This window comes from Pirellulales bacterium, from assembly GCA_035499655.1.
Classification (GTDB): Bacteria; Planctomycetota; Planctomycetia; order Pirellulales; family JADZDJ01; genus DATJYL01.
On sequence record DATJYL010000204.1, the window covers coordinates 1 to 17,147 of the forward strand.

Consider the following 17,147-nt stretch of genomic DNA (forward strand, 5'->3'; position numbering starts at 1 on the left):
CAGTTCTTTCAAGTCGGCTTCGATCTGCTTTTCGGCGGAGATGACTTCTTCGCTGGCTTCGCCGGCGGCCAAGTGTTGCTTGACGTCATCCATTTCCTCGTCAATGGCACGCAGCGTGGCCGGCAGCGCGATGCCGAATTCAGACTCTTCGACCAGCGAAACCAACTCCTCGTCAATTTGCATGATTTGTTCTTCCGACTTCGACAAGGCGACAATCGACGTCACCACTTGGCGCGAGCCGTCCTTTGCCCGCGGGGCAAACCGCTGGGTGGATTCCCGCACCGTGGCCTGCCGTTCGATCATTTCGGTAATGCCCTCCAACACGCGCTTTTTCACTTCCGCCCGCACTTGGTTCAATAGTTTTTGTTCTTCCTCCGAAAGTTGTTGGCGGGCGTATTTCAAAGCGGCCAGCGCGTCGGACTGCTGTTGGCCGGCTGGTTCCGGCTGACGATCACCCAGTTTCGATTCCGCATTGCCCATGCTGCCGCCGGCACGGCCCACTTCGCCGATGGCGCCGGCCCCGGCATCACCCAGTTCGCGGAGCATGTCGCTGATTTTATCCGTGCCGGCGTGGTTTTGCTGTTGGTCTTGTTTCATCGAATTGAAGCGCTCCTGCGACAAAGCCAGGGTCAGCTCCTGTTGGCTTTGTTCGAGCGAAGCCGCTAGTTTTTTCAACGCTTCCAGGGCGTTTTTCTGATGCGGCAGGGCATCGCTGAACGTTTGCTTTTCCAAGGGCGGCAGGGCCTGATCCATCTCTTGGCGCGCTTCAGCCAGTTCGGGCAATGGCTGCTCCAAGGCCTTCGTATCGTCACGGGTTTGTTGCTGTTGGTGGAATAGTTTGACGGGCGGTGGATCGGCGGCGGCAGCGCCGGGTTGGGAGGGGCCGCTGTTGTCGTTGCTATTTTTTGCCGGGGCGCCGTCTTTTTGTGTGGAGGCGTCCATCTGCCGCGCGGATTCTGGAGGGTTGGCGCCGGACGGGGCAGAATTCCGGTTTCCGTCGGGAGAATTCGCAGACGTACCGTCCAGCAGACCGGAAGCCACTTCGATGTGCTCGGTTTGCCGGCGTATAAGTTCGTCCAGCTTGTCGCGCAAGCGCGGCACATTTTGCAGCCGTTTGTCTTGTTCGGCACTGGCGGACGTTTGCTTCTGCTGGCGGTCTTCCTCGGCAATCGCGGTGTCGAGCCGGTGCATAATGTCGCGCATCAGCCGCAACTTCTGCAGTTGCATTTCCAGGTCGAGATCGGTCGACAGGAGCATTTGCTCCAGACGCTGGAGCTTGACCAGCATTTCCTTCTGGTCGCTGGAGGCCAGCTTGTAATCCGACCGGTTCAAAATGTCTTGAATTTCCTGCATTTCGTGCAAGATCAACTCATCGCGGGCGTATTTCACGCCGGACATTAGCTTCGAGGAATTTTCGGGTTCGACACCCTTGAGCGCGTCGGACAAGCGGTACATCCGTTCTTCCAGTTCCGTCATTTCGGCGGCGACTTTCGCTTCCCGGAAGCTGAGCTCCTCGTTTTGCCCCACGGCGCCCTCTTTGCGCTGGCCCAGGTTTTCTTTCGGCGTATCCGATCTCGTTGCCGCGGCATCGGCGCTGGGTTTTGCGTCGTCAGCATAAGCGAGCGGCATGCAAACGAAGCTGGCGCAGGCCGCGGAAATACAAACGATGCCGGCCGTAAGCTTGACGATGCTCATAGTCGTTCTCCGCTGCGTGAAGCATTGACTTGCCGACAAAATTTCATCACGACGAGCATAGCGATATGACCTTATTAGTTTGCCGTCTGGCGGCGGGTTCTGTCAATCAAACAACCCTTTAATGCGGTCTTTCTCCGTTTTTTCCGTGGAATCGAGCACCTCGTTTTGCGATTTGATGATTTGCCGGAGTTGATTGATCACATCGACAAAACTTTCCCATTGTGACATTTGCGCCAGGATGCGCTGCATTTCGGTGACGGCCGCTTGTTGGGCGTCGAGCGCGGCCTGCCGATCGGCCTCGCGCAGCTCGCGATGCTCCAGCAGCGTTTGCAGTTTTTCGCCAATGCCGACGAAGTTTTCATCGTGCAGTTTGCGCAGCGGCGTGATGATGGAAGTGTCGAGCAGATCGCGCGCCGGTTGGCTGCCCAAATCGTTGTACGTCAGCTCCTGGAGCGTGGCGTCAAGTTGATTGGCAACCTGCCAAATCTGCCGTGCCACGACCTGGTGAACGCGCGATACACCGCTTCCTTCGTCGGCCGTGGCCAGTTTCTGAATCGACTCCAATTGCCCCTTCGCCATATCGAGCGCTTTGCTGAACCGACCGCGCTGCTCGCGCTGCCGAACCAAAATTTCGTAAAACAATTCTTCCGGCGTGACCACTTGCAGCGGAATCCACCGCGACGTGCCTTGTTGCGGACCCAGCACGCAGGCATCCGTGGCCGTGCCGCGCAACCGGACAATGTTGCCGGCCACAGCGTTGACATCCGCCAGCTTGACGAAAATTTGCTTTTCGACATCGGTGGGCAGTTTTTCGTGATCCGGGGGAAATGTCTCCGTATACGGCTGGTGCGTGCTGGCCTGCGGCTTGGAATCGACAAATTGCGTTAGCTCCAAATCCGCGGTCATTTGCGCGATGCCAAAATCATCCAGTGAGCGAATGGTAAGCGGGATGCGCGCCGTCGGCGTGACTCGCCGGCCCACGCCGGTCACTCGAACGGTAACCCGGGGCGGCCGATCAGTCAGCAGCCCGATCGAGAGAAAGTACGGCTTCGACGAAAGCCCACCTTCCGCCGCGACCAGTTGAAATTCCAAGCTCACGGAGGCTTTCATCGTCATCGCGGTAGTATAATGCGATGCGTCAATGGGCGTCAGCTGTGGCGCATCGTCCCCTTGCGTGACAATGCGGGCGCTGGCCAAGGGCTGGTCGCTTTCCAGCGCCAGCTCCAATTGTGTGGTGGGCAAAAAGAGCAATTGCGAATCTTGCTGGCCGGTATGATGAACTTCCGGTTGCGAACGGCCGGGAATATGAGCGGTCAGCGTGATGTCTTTCACCGTGGGACGTTCCAGGGGCACGATTTCCACCGGGCCCAACCAATCGTCGCCGCCGGTGAGCGTGAACGTAGCGATATCGGCCAACGGCGGCAATTCGTAACGAAAATGGCCGGGTTCGTACTGCGTGAATGTCCCCTGCTTGCGGTTGCCGCCGGCGGTTCGGTATTCAATGGCGACAGCGTCGGGCACGTCGCTGTGCGGTTTCGTTTCGCCGGGGATGCGCAGCGAACCGCCGCGTCCCGGCACGCTCCAGCCGCCATCGGCAGAAACAAATTCCGGTTGAGCGTCGACTTCCAATACCGTGGCCTCGCCGCGCGGGACCAGCAAACGGCCGCGTTCGTCCAGCCCCAACACTTTCAGATACGTGTGCTGCGGCCAGCGAATCGTGGAACCGGCCAGCCAGCGGCGACTCCAGAGCGACGCCACCGAGGGAAATGCGAAGCAAAAAATTGCCACCAAAGCCAGCGTGCCCAACAGCAGGGCCATCACTTTTCTGCGCCGAGAAATGTTGAGCGTGCTGCGGAGATTGAGTTTGGCCAAGGCCGTAGCATCTTCGATGACGGCCAATTCGATCATGGCCGGCGAACCATCGATTTTTCCGCTCGCCAGCAATTCCGGCAGTTGCAGCACGTTGGTGATGCGCTGGCCGACACCCGGGCGGCGGCGATCTAACAGTTCGGCCAAATCCAAATCGTTCAAGCGTAATCGCAGCGGTTGCACAAGGAGTTTCCAAGCCACCGTGACGATGCCGATGATTCCGAGCGTCAACAACACCAACCGCGACGCCAACTCGGGCCGAAATGTGCGGTCGATGAGCAAACTGACCGCGGCAAAGCTGACGCACACGGCCACCGTCCACGCCAAGCCTTCCCACAGCAAATGGGCCCGCATCGCCCGACGAATGCCCGCCAACCGCCGCTGCAATTGTTCACGGCATTGCCAGATGCGCTCGGTAGAAAGTTCTGGTTCGACGATTGCGGACATGCGACAATACTTCTAAAGGTCGGCGGTTCGCGTGATATATATTTTCCTCACGCCATGCGTTTTGTTTTTCGCCACACCCATTCAATGGTTAACAACGTAACAATGGTCAGAGCTAACAACGGAGCATCCCACAACTCTTGGCGATATTGCAGAACCCGGTCGACTTGCTTGATGCGGAAGGCCGCGGGAATTTCGTCCGCCTGATCCAGCGTGAAAACTTTCCCGCCGCTGGCCTGGGCAATATCGTCCAACAGCGGCCGATTGAGCCGCGGATTATCGAATTCCTGCTGCGGCGGATCGACGCGGAAGGGCAGTGTGGCGGCCCGCACCGTGGTTTCCCCCTCGGCCGATGTGGCCGGCAACACGCGGACCAAATACGCGCCGGCTTTTTCGGCTTTGAAAGTAGCCTCCAGCACGTTGGGATGATCGGGCTGCGGCTCAAACTCCAGCGCTATCGGCTCCTGCCCGGAAACTTCGGCATCGCCATGCAGTTGCGAAAGTGCGCCGCTATCTTCCTGCCCAGGCGCGGGCGAAACGTGAACCGTGATGCGGTCCCCCACGCGATACGCGCTTTTATCGGTGGCCAGCGTGAACGGATAGCGACCCCCCAACACTTTGCTGCGGCCGACCCGATCGACCATGCGGGCCCAAAAGCCGTCGAAATACTCTTCGTTCAAATAACGCCAGCGGTAGGTGCTATCGAACCCAATGAACACAGCCCGCCCAGGCCCGTAGCGCTGCATAGCCATCAGCACGTGGCGGCCAAAACTGTTGCGCATGCGTTGGTCGCCGTGTTGGGCCAAAATCGTCGCGCCGGGTTTGGCCCGAGTGACAGGAAAATACCAATACATGCCGGGCAAGCTGGCGAGAATGTCTTTATTTTTGGTCGGGTCAGGCGAAAAGTGAAAAATCGGATCGTCGGCGCCGTCGGCGGTGAGTTCCAGGTTCCACGTTTCGCGGGCGCTTAGCTTCACTTCCGCCGAAGATTGATACAGACCCGGCTCCGATACCACCGGCAACATGCGAACCCAGGCAGTCTCGGCCGAGTCGGAAGAGGACTCGCCCGATCGGCCGCCGAACAAGTTGGGCGTGTTCAACTCGCCGGAGACGTAAATGAATCCACCGCCGGCATCGCCGACAAACTTCGTGAGCATGTCAGACCAATTGGGGCCCAGATCGTGCACATTGGGGTCGAACATGATGACCGTGTCGTATTGATTCAACTCCGCCTGCGTGGCGGGCAAGCGGCGCAGCGGCCTTTGACCGACCTGCTCGTAATTCTCCGTGGCGTTTTGCAGCCACGAGGAAAACTCCAACTGCGGGTCACGCAGCAGGGCGTTTCGCAAAAATTGCACTTCGGGCGAAGCGTAGCCGGCAACCAGCAGCACGCGGATTCGCTGGCGAACTACTTTGACCGATTGCGTCGCCGAATTGTCGGCCTCGGTCAGTTCGTTGGGAATGTCGGAAATGGTGGCGCGAAAATCGTACTGGCCGGTGGCGTCAGGAGTAAAATCGAATTCCACGCGCTGCACGGCTCCGTCTTCGCCCAGCACGATGGATGTTTGCGAAACTTCCGTCCAATCGCCGCCATCTTTCCGCTGTTCCAAGCGCACAGTGGCTTCTTGCCCGCGCTCGCCTTGTGAATCGATGACAGCGGCCAGTTTGATTGGATCGCGCACAAACACCACGGGACTGGCTTCCAAGTCGGTCAGCCGAGCATTGCTGGGACCCTGCTCAGTGCCCATTGCTAATACGTGTATGGGAACGCCCTGCTTGCCAGCGGCTTGCGCGATTTTGCGAGCATCTTCGCCGGCGTTCGATTGGCCATCGGTCACCAATAGCACGCCTGCCAACGGTTGATTGCGGTGTGCGGCCAGGGCTTGCTTGATGGCATCGCCAATGGCGGTTTGCGTGCCTTGTGGCGAGAGGCCGGCGAGGCCGGTCCACGAGTCGACAGGCTGGGCTTTGCCATCGAAGTGAAACAGCGCCAGTTTGCGGCCATCGGATAACTTGGGAATTGACGGATCAAGGGCAGCCACCGCTAAATCGTAACGCTTGGCATCGCGCAAACGCTTGAGCCGGGCGGCAGCGTCTGGCTCTGTCCAGCCGAGAGATTCCGCAATTTTTTTGACTGCTGTATCATCGGCGTACGGATCTGTCAGCGACATGCTTTGCGAAGTATCCATTAACACCAGGAGGTGCGAAGGAACTTGTTCGTGCCGCTCGATCACTAACATGGCATCGAGCAACATGAAGGCGACGCCGGCGAAAATCAACCCCCGCAGCGCCACAAAAGCCAACCGGCGCGACAGGCTGAGCTGCCGCCCTTCCAGGCGATACAGCCAAAACACGCCGACCAGCGCGGCCACAGCGAGAGCAATCGCCGCTAGTGCCGTGGTTCCCTGCGGCAGCGCTTGAAACTCCACGTGCCAATCTCCCTCCGTGGCGCCGCTGGGCAACGGTCGCAATCCGATCAGCCATTTGAGGGTTTCAAGCATGGTATTTTGATGTTTATCTTTGGCGTCCGACCCAGGTGGCAAAGCACGCTTCCACAGCCATCAGGCCCAGCAGGCACATCGCTAAGGGCCGCCAAATTTCCTCGCCGCGGGTGGTTAAATCTGCATCCGGAGCGCCGGCTGCGATGATTTCCGGCTGCAATTCTCCCCACAGGTTTTTCAATTCGTCGGCGGTGATCGGGGTTAAATCGCTTTCGCGCGCATCGGGATTGACGGCGAACAAATCGTTGCCGGCGCCGCTGGGGGGCGTTTGCCAATTCAGGCGGTATAATCCGGCGCGGCGAGTGTCGGAATAAGCAAGTGTCGGCACATCAGAATGCGCGGGGGTTTGCGTTTCTCCTTCATCTGGTTTTAAACTCGCGCCGGAGGATAGTTTGGAGCTTGTTTCGACGGTTGCGGACGAAGATGAATCGACAGCCAGCGGCAGCGGCTGGTCGGAATCGGGGATTTCGATGGTCGGCGATGTCACTTGTACGTCGGGCGGAAGTGGGCGGCGTATGGCTTCCCCTGCCGTCAAATCGTGCGCGCCAGTGGGACGCACCACCGCTTTGCCTCCTTCCCGCATCGCCAGTACGTAACTGGGTTGCGTGGGCCAATCGGTCCACGATTTGTTGGCCGTGGTGGTCCACAGCAGCACGCGACCACGGCCGACTACTTTTTCGACGACCGCCGGAGACGAATCAGCATCGTTCCAGCGGGCCAATACCCGCACGCCCGGAACTGCTTCGCCCGGCAAGCGCAGTTGGTAATACTTGTTGGTTTTGACTTGCTCCAACACTGACGCTTTGAGTTGCCGCAAGGCATCCAGCGGCGACGGCGAATTGCTCTCCAGCACCAGGCCAGTAACGGGCTGCTCCACAATGCTTTCCAATTGCGCGGGCAACAATTCCACGCCTTCCCCCTGCAAAAGCTGGTTGTAATTGTCAGGATCGACCTGGTCGCCGACGAAAATCATCAGCCCCATGCCCGCTTCCACGAGTGACCGCAATCGGGCTGCTTGCGGCGGAGTAATCGCCGCCACGTTGGCCAGCACGAGCAGATCGGGCTGATCGTGGACGACGGCTGCCATGTCGGCATCGGTGAGAATTTCCACTTGGAACGAGGCGCTGTCGTCGCCGCCCAACGAAAGCGCCAGACCCAGGAAATCGGTTTCGCTGGCCAGCGGCTCGCTGGAAGGCTGCCCATCGATCAGCATGACGTGCAAGCGTTCACGCACATCGACCACGGTCCACCGCTGATTGTCGGCGGCCAGATCGTCGGCGGGAAGTTGCAGCGACAAGTGGTGCAAGCCCGGCTCTTGGAAAGTCGCCGTCAGCGGCACATGCACGCTTTGACCGGACGGCAGCGGCGGCAACACCAGTTGATTGGGCTTGCCGTCGACCAAAAGCACGGCTGCTACATGATTCAAGCTTTCGTCCGAGGAATTGCGAACCACGGCTTCCCAATGCGCCGGCACGCCGGCCAACACGCAAGGGTCTTGGGCCTTTAATTCTTCCAACGTCAGTTGATGCGTGCTGTTGGCGCCCAAATCGAAAATGCGCAGATGCACGTCGTCGCCGACCCAACGGTCAGCCAGCGGCTTCAGATTATTTTCCCAGCCGGCACGGCGCAAATCGGTGAGCAGCGTGACTTCTTTGGTGCGATACGTGGCAGAGGTCAGCAGTTCGTCGACTGCTTCCATCGTCGCACCCCAGGAAACAAACGCCGCGCTGGGCCTTTGCTTGCGGATGAGCTGCGCCAATTGATCCGCGTCCAGCACCTCCACCTCGTGCACCAGCGGCTGCTTGGGTTGCGAAGCCAACACCAGCGTGAAGCGATCTTGCGGGCCGACATCGCGAATGACATGCGTGGCCAGCTCAACCGCGCGATCGAATACAGTTCGATTGTCGACCGCCAAATCCATGCTGAGCGAATCGTCCAACACCAGCACGTGACTGGTCCGACTACCGGCCCCAAACCAGCCGGCGATCCCGAGCGAATGAATGACCGGCCGAGCCACCAAAAACGCTAGGAGGGAAATGATGGCGATCCGCATGAGCAATAGCAACAATTGCTCCAGTTGGACGCGGCGGCGATTGCGCTGAATGGTCAATTTCAGATACCGCATCGGCGCCCAATCGATGCGCTTGAATTGCCGCCGAAACAGCAAATGAATGATGATCGGAATCGACCCCAGCCCCAGGCCCCACAAAAACGCCGGATTAAGAAAGTTGATGGTGGGCATGGGAAAGGCAAATTCCGAATGTCGAAATCCAAATGTCTAAATGAGAAATTGAAACCTTGGCCAACTCATTAAGCTTGTTCCCGGCGGTGCAAATAATGGCTGAGCGCCAAGGCCAAATCGTCATCGGTCCGCAGCAGCAAGTGGTCGATGCCGCGGCAGCCGCAGGTGTCTTGCACTTCGGCGACAAATTTTTGCATTGCTTGCGAATACGCTTTGCGGAAAGCCCAGGGCTCGGCAAACAGCTCTTCGCTCCCTTCGATGTCGCGGAACAACACCAAATCGTTGAAGGGCAAATCGAGTTCGTCTTTGTCGAGGATTTGAAACACCAGGATTTCGTTGCCCAGATATTGCAGCCGCGAAAGACCCTCGTAAAACGATTTCAAATCGGTCAGCAAATCGGAAATGATGATGACCATGCCCCGTTTTTTTAATTTGCCGCCCAGCGTTTGCAACACGGCGCCCAAATCGGTTTCGCGATCGGGCTGGGCCTGCTCCAAGCGATAAATGATTTGCGCCAATTGCGATTGCGTGGCCGCCGGCGACAATATGCTGCGTTCTTCCTTGTCGAACAGCGCCAAGCCGACCGGGTCTTGCTGTTCCACGAGCAGCGTAGCCAGCGAAGCGGCCAGCGTGGCCGCGTAATCGAACTTGGTCATCGCGCCGGAGCCGTAGCGCATGCTGGCGCTGGCATCCATCACAATGGTCGCACGCAAATTGCTTTCTTCTTCGTACTGCTTGATGTAATAACGGTCGGTGCGGCCCAGCACCCGCCAATCGAGCTGCCGCAAATCGTCGCCGGGCGAATACTCGCGGTACTCGGCAAATTCCACGTTGAAGCCGTGGAACGGGCTGCGATGCAGTCCGCACACCGTCCCTTCCACAACCCGCGTGGCGCGCAGCGTCAGACCAGAAATGCGGGCCAGCACTTCAGGATTGGAATACTTGTGCGACTCGGCCATCGAGTTCATCAGCTCCTGGTCGAACGGGGATGTCGCGAATTAAAGCGTCGACAATCGTGTCGGGAGTTTGCCCGTCGGCTTGGGCCGCATAAGTCGCCACCAAGCGATGCCGCAACACTGGTTTGGCGACGGCGCGAATATCGTCAATGGCCACCGCCGGCCGACCGTGCAATGCCGCCCGGGCTTTTGCCGCGAGGATCAGCGCTTGGCCAGCCCGCGGGCCGGCGCCCCAGGAAATCCAGCGAGAAATATAGGCGGGGCTGTTGGGTTCGCCGGCACGAGTGGCCCTGACCAGCGCCATCACGTAATCCAAACAATGATCGGAAATGGGCACACTGCGGACAATTTTTTGTAGGTGGGGAATTTCCAGGCCGTCCAGCACTTTGGTGACGTGTTCCATTTCCGCGCCGGTCGTGCGGCGATAGATTTGCCGCTCCTCGTCCGGCGTGGGATAACCGACGTACACCTTGAACAAGAAGCGGTCGAGCTGCGCTTCCGGAAGCGGATACGTCCCTTCCTGCTCAATGGGATTTTGCGTGGCCAGCACGAAGAATGGATCCATCAGGCCATGCCGACGGCCGCCCGCGGAAACTTGCCGCTCCTGCATCGCTTCTAGCAGCGCCGCCTGCGTTTTGGGGGGCGTGCGGTTGATTTCGTCGGCCAGCAGAATGTTGGTGAACACCGGTCCGCGCATGAATTGCAAATGCCGCGTGCCGCTTTGGCGATCTTCTTGCAACACTTCCGTGCCGGTGATGTCGCTGGGCATTAAATCGGGCGTGAACTGAATGCGCGTGAATTGCAGCGATAAGCAATTGGCCAGCGTGCTAACCATCAGCGTTTTCGCCAACCCCGGAACGCCTTCCAAAATGCAGTGGCCGCGGGCGAAAATGGCGATCATCAACTGTTCGATGACTTCGTCCTGCCCAACCACGATGTGCGCAATTTGTTCCCGCAAATGGCGATGGGCCTGCTCCAGGCGGCGCAAATCTTCCAGATCGGCTGAGTGCGGTCGATCGGAATGTTGCGCAGCGGCGTGCTCAGCCACCTTGGACGTTTGATGAATCACGATACAGGCCCTCACAGGATTTCAAGTTGCCAAACCGCTTGCCTCTTCTGACGAATTGCCAATCGCTAACTGTGCACTGCGAATTGCTAATCGCTAATTGCTAATCGCTGTTCATCTCTGATATACAGGCAGAAACTTATAGGGTAATTGGAGAATGATGAGTGCGATAGCGGTGCCGTAGGTTTTGCCGATTCCATCTCCCTCCCACGAGCCTTCGCCGGCGTTTTGCATTCTGATTAATTGATCGCGCGTGGCAGGGAAGTACTTGTCCCAATACTGATCGCCGGCCATGTAAAAAGCTTGCGAAGCGTAAAGCTGCGTGTAGAAATCGTGACCGCTGCGCTTGCTCCAGCCGTCAATTCCCTCGAACCGCTGCCAGACAAAATCGAGGCACCTGTTGGCCAACGGCGAATCAAATTCCCCGGCGTTATATAACGTGGCCACCGCGGCGGCGGATATCGCCAACCGCGCTTCACCCCCGGATGCCAACGAATAGCAAATGCCCCCTTCCGGCGTGCTGCATCGTTCCAGATAACGGACCGCATTTTCGATGGTGCCGCGGGGAACTTGAAAACCGGCGTTTTGGGCCGCTCGCAACGCTTGAACTTGCGTGACCGTGACTGAACCTTCATCCCCCCCGCCGGGCACGTACGTCCAACCCCCCGCGCCGCTTTGCCCGCGTGAAGTTAAACTGACGCCGGCAATCACCGCGTCGTGAATGGCGGCGCGCTTGGTGGGATTGGTTTCCATGCCATACACGGAGGCCAAATACATCAGCGCGAAGCCGTGGCCGTGCATCGGTTGGCCGTTGTCTTGATTCGGTCCTGTGATCAATCCCGATTTGCTGGCTTGGGCACACTGCAATATGTAATCCGTGCCGCGCTGAAGTTGCTCGGCATAGCGGCCCCGGGTGGGCGAATTGCCGTTGGCCAACAGCGCCGTGCAAGCCAGCGCGGTCATGGCCATGGGATAGGCTTGCCCCCCCTGCCCTTCGCGCCATGCGCCGTCGTCGGCCTGAGTACGGGCCAAATAATCCAATCCCGAGCGGACGGCTTTCAACGTTTCTTGAGTGACATGCTTGGGAAGCACTTCGTCGGCCTGCGCCAGCCGTAATGGTAAGTTCGGCGCGGCAGTCATGCACGCCGCTAGGACACAGCAAATCCAACGCACCGCATGCGCTGCTGTAAACCAATGGGCAGTTCGTGGCTGGATAAATCGCATCCTTGGCTTTCTGCTGAGGATTTGATGAGAAACAGGTTCAAAATCTCGCCGTAATTATTTTTCCTCTGTCGAGGAGGCTTGGGCGTCGGAAGTTGCCGCCGCTTGAGCTGTCGGTTTGTCGCTGTCGGGCCGAGCTATGCCGAAGCGAACTCCCAGTTTTACCTGAAAAGTAGCGCCATTCATGCTGTCGGTGACGAGTTCCCCGCGCGGGGGTATCTCAGGAGCCGAAAGTTCCCAGGGCTGCTGAATGTAGTTGTTGTTGGGGTTGTCGCCGGAAACAAAATTCTCCTGCACCGATAATACCTGCCCCAGTTTCAATCCGTGTAATTTGGCGAGCCGTTCGGCCCGCTGCCGCGCGTCGTCAGCCGCTTTTTGGTAAGCGGCTTCGCGCAATTGATCCGCTCCGGTAACGATAAAATGCAGAAAGTTGTTTGATGCGGTCCGCCCGTAACGAGATGCCATGGAAACTTCTTCATCGGTCGGGCCGACGGCGGCGCCGCTGTCTTTGGCGGTGTCGAGCAATTTGCCGATTAACTTCATCAAGTCGTCGGCGGGAATTTTATCGATCTCTTTCAATCGTACCCGCACGGTGCTACTAACTTCCACTTGCGGCGGCGTGCTGTTATTTTGCTGGATGCCGCCGCGGATGATGATCTGCGCTTGCTCGCGGGATGTGCCGGAGTGCACGTTGAGATTGGTGTCTTCCACTTTCAAATTGTCGAGCTTCATCGTCTCGAATGATTTCATCACCCGATCGCGCGCGTCGCGGTGTTTAACAATAGCGTCGTCGGTCAATTCGGCGGCGCCGGCGACTCGCAGTTTCAGTTCCACCGTGTCGGGCTTGGCGGTGACTTCGCCCGTGCCGGTGACGCCGATACCGTTCACGCTGTTTTGTGCGAAGACGGGTCGGGAAATAGCGATCGAAAGCAGCGCGGCCGCAAGCATTGAAGAGCTAGTTTTCATTTGGTGGCCCCCGTGGAAATCGATGTGGTGTTGGGCTGAAGCGAGAAACGCACTCGTAGGCTGACCCGGACCGGAAGTTCGGCCAGCATCGACGATTTGACCGAAACGTCATTTCCCGTGAGCGTACCGCCGGAATAAATAGCGGCCAGCATTCCCATTGCGGCCGAGTCATCATTGTTGGCCGAGAGCGCGGCCGTTTCCTCGACCGCGGAAGCCGGCCCTAACATGCCGCCGGATAGCTGCGCAATTTGCTGTGCTTTTTCCTGGGCATGGTGAAAAGCCTGTTCAGTCGCTTTTTGATGTGCCGCCGAAACGTCTTCAGCAGTGAAGATGACCAACGGACTAGCGAGCGGCTGGCCGTCGGGCCCAGTCTCGCCGTTGGTGTTGAGTGAGATTGTCGCCAAGCCGGCGTCTTTCACCGCATCAAGCAATTTCGCGACGAGTGCAATCACTTCTTCTTCCGACAATTTGTCGATGCCGCTGATGGTCAGCCGGAGTGATTTCGACAAGGCGATTTCCGGCTTCGGGCCGGTGGATCCGCCCTGCGTAATAACTCCTACCGGTGTCGCCATCTGATAACCGCCATTGGGCGCTGGAGCATTACTGGCAATGTTCACGCCTTCATCCAGCACCTGCAGATTATCGAGCTTCAAATTTTCGATCGCTTGCTTGGCACGTTTCAATGCGTCCCGATACTTAACCACGGCGTCGCCCGTCAGTTCCGCGGAAACCGAAGTTTTGACTTCAATCTCCAATTTGTTCGGCTTCACCTTGGTTTCGCCGCTGGCACTGACAGTGATGCCATTAGTCGGCGAGCCCAGTTCCTGAGCCGCCGCGAACGCGCCGCCACATCCTGCGGTTGCAATTGCTGCTAAAATCGGCAACATCCACTTCATTTTGCGGCACCATTCGCTTTGGGTTCCAGTTCGAATCGAACCCGCAAGTTGACGCGCACCGGCATGTCAATCAGCAGCGACGACGTAAGCCGTGGATCTTCCGCTGTATTGGAGTTGCCGCCGCCGTAAATCATTTCGATCATGCGCTCCTGCAGCGATTCTTGCTTGCCGCTGCTCGCGCCGCCTTCCTCCATCGACAGCACCGGCCCTAATTGGGCGCCGGCCATTTCGGCCAGCTTCTGCGCCTTTTGCTGGGCCTGGGTAAACGCTTTTTCGGAAGCCGCTTGGCGGGCCGTGGATGGGTCGTCGGCCACAAATGTGACCATCGCCACCGGCGTGCTCATGCCGTTAATTCGCATCATGAGGGAATTGTTGGCATCGTTGCCGACCGAAACGCCCGCATCTTTGGCGGTATCGAGCAACTTGGCCACCAGCGACACCAAATCTTCCTCCGAAAGCTTGTCGATGCCGGTCACCGACAACCGCAGCGACTTGGAAATATTGACTTCCGGCTTAGCCGTAGGCGCAGCGCCGTTGGGAACAAAACCGTTGACGTTGTTGTTGCCTGCAGCGCTGTTGGCGACGTTCATGCCGCGGTCCTCGAGTTCGAGCTTCTCAATTTTCAATTTTTCGAACGCTTCCTTGGCCCGGCGCAACGCATCACGATATTTGACGACGGCGTCACCGGTAAGTTCCGCAGAAGCCGACGCTTTGATTTCAATTTCCAGCCGATTGGGCTTGATCGTCGATTCCCCTGTGGCCGAAACCAAAATGCCCGAATCGTCGGCCTTAGCCAGATAGCAAAGTCCTTGAAGGAGCAAAACAGCCAATAAAACGCGGAGGTTTGATTTCATTGGTCGGTCTGATCTAGTTTTGAAGAATGAAGTTGAAGTGGAGATGCGGCAATGGTGTGACAAAAACACGGAACTGGCTGGGACGCAAGGAAAAGTGCTTTTGATTGGAACTGCTATTACAAATCCCTTATTTTGGGTCGGACGATGCGGTCGTACTGGCCGCTTCCTCGACCGGATAGGCTGTGATGGCGATATTCGAAATCGCCACCAGTGCATGCGGCGTCAGCATCAGGCGGCCGCCGACAGATTCCATATCCGCCCCGCGGAACAGTTGCACAATATCACCCGTGGCCTTCTCAATTTCGTAAATGCCGCGGGGTGTGAATTGATAAATGCGATCTCCGGTCATCAATGGCCGCACCCAACTGGTGCCCATCGGCACGGGCTTGGACCATAACAGTTGTTGTGTTTTCAGGTCGTAGGCGGTGATTTCTTCGCCGCCTAAATATGCCCGTTCCCTATCCACGCCGGCCAAAACCGCGTTTTCCGATACCGGCCGGCTCCACAACACCTTGGGTTCCTCCGGATCGACCGCATACAATCGCCGCGATCGCATTCCCTTGATGTACAACACGCCATCCACCATGACCGGCGCGCTGCACGTGACTTGCTCCGGCGGCTGGTTGTAGTACCGGTCGGTGCTCGGCGTTTCAGCGTCGTAATTCAGGCCCCAGGCGATGGCTCCCGTGGAGGGATTCAATTGCACAAAGCTGCCGGCATTCGTGTCCACGTACAGTTTACCGCCGGAAAGCAGCAGGGCAGGCACCGACAACCGCGTGACGGAATAATACAGTTGACGAGGGTCGGTTTTGTAGCTCCCCAGTTTGGTGTTCCATAGCAGCTTGCCGTCGGAACGGCTCAGACACAGGGCGTACAAATCGCTGGGCTGATTCGGTTTGTACGCGCCGACATAAAGGTGTGTTTCGTCGGCCACTGGCATTCCCGTGATCGACCACTCTTTCAGGCCGTCTTTGGCAGATTTGCTGTTGAACAGCTCTTTACCTGTGCCCGGGTCACGGGCGAGCAGATAATACCGAACCTCGTTGGAGTTTTGGTTGGCCCCAGGGTCGCGCGCCACCGACCAAATTTTGTCGCCACAAGCGGCGATAGCCGATTGCTCCAGAAACAGGCTGCGTCCGTTATTGAATTGATTTTGCTGGTTGTTTTTCATCAAATCGAAAAACCGTCCGCTGCGCCACGCCAGTTTTCCCGTGGCCAGGTCGATGCCGACTTCGTAGCCCACCATGTCAGAATAGATGCGCTGGGCATCGACAATGGTCGGAGGCACAAAATCGGACGCATATTGGCGGCCATACATTTGATCGTACACCACCAAGCCCTCCCGATTTCCCAATTCTGGATTGACCGCCGCGAACCAGCGAAACTGCCATAGCGGTTTGCTGTCGGCAATCAGATGCGGTTTACCTGGCTGAGAAGGGGCTGCGGAAGTGGATGCAACCCCCTTGTGATGGGCGCCCAGCTTTTCCAAATGTTCGACCGCAAGCACGCTTTTGCCCCCCAACGTCACCGAGGCTTCGGCATACCGATCGTGCATTTGCTGCGCAACTTGTTGAAATTCCGGCCAACGCTCATCGCGTGCCAAGGCAATCGCTACTTTCGTAAGCAGTTGTGCCGGCGGAATGGCGCTATCGGGACGGAACTTCAAAATGCTGCGCCACGCCTGAATTGCTCCGGAAAAGTCCCCTTTCTCAAACAGCAAGTCACCCCAGCGGTCGGCCGCCACATCGCCGGACGAAGTGTATAAGAACTCAGTGGCTACGGTCGCCAGTTTGTCGGCTTCGTCCTTTCCCTGGGCCTGATCCAGCACGTTCTTCGCCTCCGCATCGTTAAACAACCGGTATGCTTTCTTGCCGTCTTCAGGCAATTCGGCAAACAGCCGCTGCAGCAATCCGGTGGGCGGAACCATCACGCCGTCTTGATAGGGCGCCAAAACGGTCGATTTCGCTGAATGGAGTTTGTCCAATTGTTTGAAGGCCTTTTCCCACTGCGAACGCTGGCAATAGCGGCGGTAATCGGCGATCGATTCCACCACGTCGCTGGGAATGGTCGAGAGCAAAAAGGGCTGATTGACGTCGTTGGTGGTCGTGGTTCCGTTCAACACCAACGTCGCGACCTGTGCGGCCGCACGGGCAGCAACGGCAGCAATCAACGACACGGCAATCGCCAAAATCAGCAGATATTTACCTACTTGGCGCATGGCATCAGCCCCAAAAGCGCTTCAAAAACAGAAACCGGACCCTGCCTGCATTGGCAGACAAATGCGGATTATACAGAAAACCCTGCGACAAACACTCCTCCTGCACATCCTAAATAAGTGTTCGGGCGGTTTGCAACTAAATTGCCTTCGGATGCATCAAGAATTGAGAATTTCTACGAACTTGTTACAATAATCTCGCTAGGGTGGACCTCCGTTTTC

11 protein-coding genes are annotated in these 17,147 nt (G+C 57.8%); all 11 read right to left on the minus strand.

From position 1 onward, the window contains the following. The coding region (locus VMJ32_15080) for a hypothetical protein (GenBank protein HTQ40346.1) at positions 1-1,695 on the minus strand (1,695 nt) is incomplete at its 3' end. A 102-nt stretch (positions 1,696-1,797) separates the two neighbouring features. Beyond that, positions 1,798-4,011 (minus strand): hypothetical protein, encoded by a 2,214-nt coding sequence (locus VMJ32_15085; GenBank protein ID HTQ40347.1) that lies wholly within the window; start codon positions 4,009-4,011, stop codon positions 1,798-1,800. Positions 4,012-4,058: 47 nt separating this feature from the next. Next, on the minus strand, positions 4,059-6,509 hold the full coding sequence (locus tag VMJ32_15090) for a vWA domain-containing protein (protein ID HTQ40348.1): 2,451 nt from the start codon (positions 6,507-6,509) through the stop codon (positions 4,059-4,061). Between the two features lie 13 nt (positions 6,510-6,522). Beyond that, complete coding sequence (locus tag VMJ32_15095) at positions 6,523-8,751, minus strand: BatA domain-containing protein (GenBank protein ID HTQ40349.1); 2,229 nt, start codon at positions 8,749-8,751, stop codon at positions 6,523-6,525. Between the two features lie 68 nt (positions 8,752-8,819). Then, positions 8,820-9,710: a DUF58 domain-containing protein gene (locus VMJ32_15100; GenBank protein ID HTQ40350.1), complete on the minus strand. Its 891-nt coding sequence runs from the start codon at positions 9,708-9,710 to the stop codon at positions 8,820-8,822. Continuing rightward, positions 9,679-10,704, minus strand: coding sequence for a MoxR family ATPase (locus VMJ32_15105; GenBank protein HTQ40351.1), 1,026 nt, complete (start codon positions 10,702-10,704; stop codon positions 9,679-9,681). The genes VMJ32_15100 and VMJ32_15105 overlap by 32 nt, the downstream gene beginning before the upstream one ends. A gap of 183 nt (positions 10,705-10,887) precedes the next feature. Continuing rightward, complete coding sequence (locus VMJ32_15110; protein HTQ40352.1) at positions 10,888-11,913, minus strand: prenyltransferase/squalene oxidase repeat-containing protein; 1,026 nt, start codon at positions 11,911-11,913, stop codon at positions 10,888-10,890. A gap of 138 nt (positions 11,914-12,051) precedes the next feature. Further along, positions 12,052-12,960: an SIMPL domain-containing protein gene (locus VMJ32_15115; GenBank protein ID HTQ40353.1), complete on the minus strand. Its 909-nt coding sequence runs from the start codon at positions 12,958-12,960 to the stop codon at positions 12,052-12,054. Next, the gene (locus VMJ32_15120) at positions 12,957-13,856 is read right to left on the minus strand and encodes an SIMPL domain-containing protein (protein ID HTQ40354.1); all 900 of its coding nucleotides are present in this window, start codon (positions 13,854-13,856) and stop codon (positions 12,957-12,959) included. Before VMJ32_15120 ends, VMJ32_15115 begins: the two co-directional genes overlap by 4 nt. Beyond that, entirely contained in the window at positions 13,853-14,710 is an 858-nt protein-coding gene (locus tag VMJ32_15125) for an SIMPL domain-containing protein (protein ID HTQ40355.1), read from the minus strand. The genes VMJ32_15120 and VMJ32_15125 overlap by 4 nt, the downstream gene beginning before the upstream one ends. 127 nt (positions 14,711-14,837) lie before the next feature. Continuing rightward, positions 14,838-16,928 carry a PQQ-binding-like beta-propeller repeat protein gene (locus VMJ32_15130; protein HTQ40356.1) on the minus strand — a complete coding sequence of 697 codons (2,091 nt, stop codon included), beginning with the start codon at positions 16,926-16,928 and terminating at the stop codon, positions 14,838-14,840. Positions 16,929-17,147 lie beyond the last annotated feature (219 nt).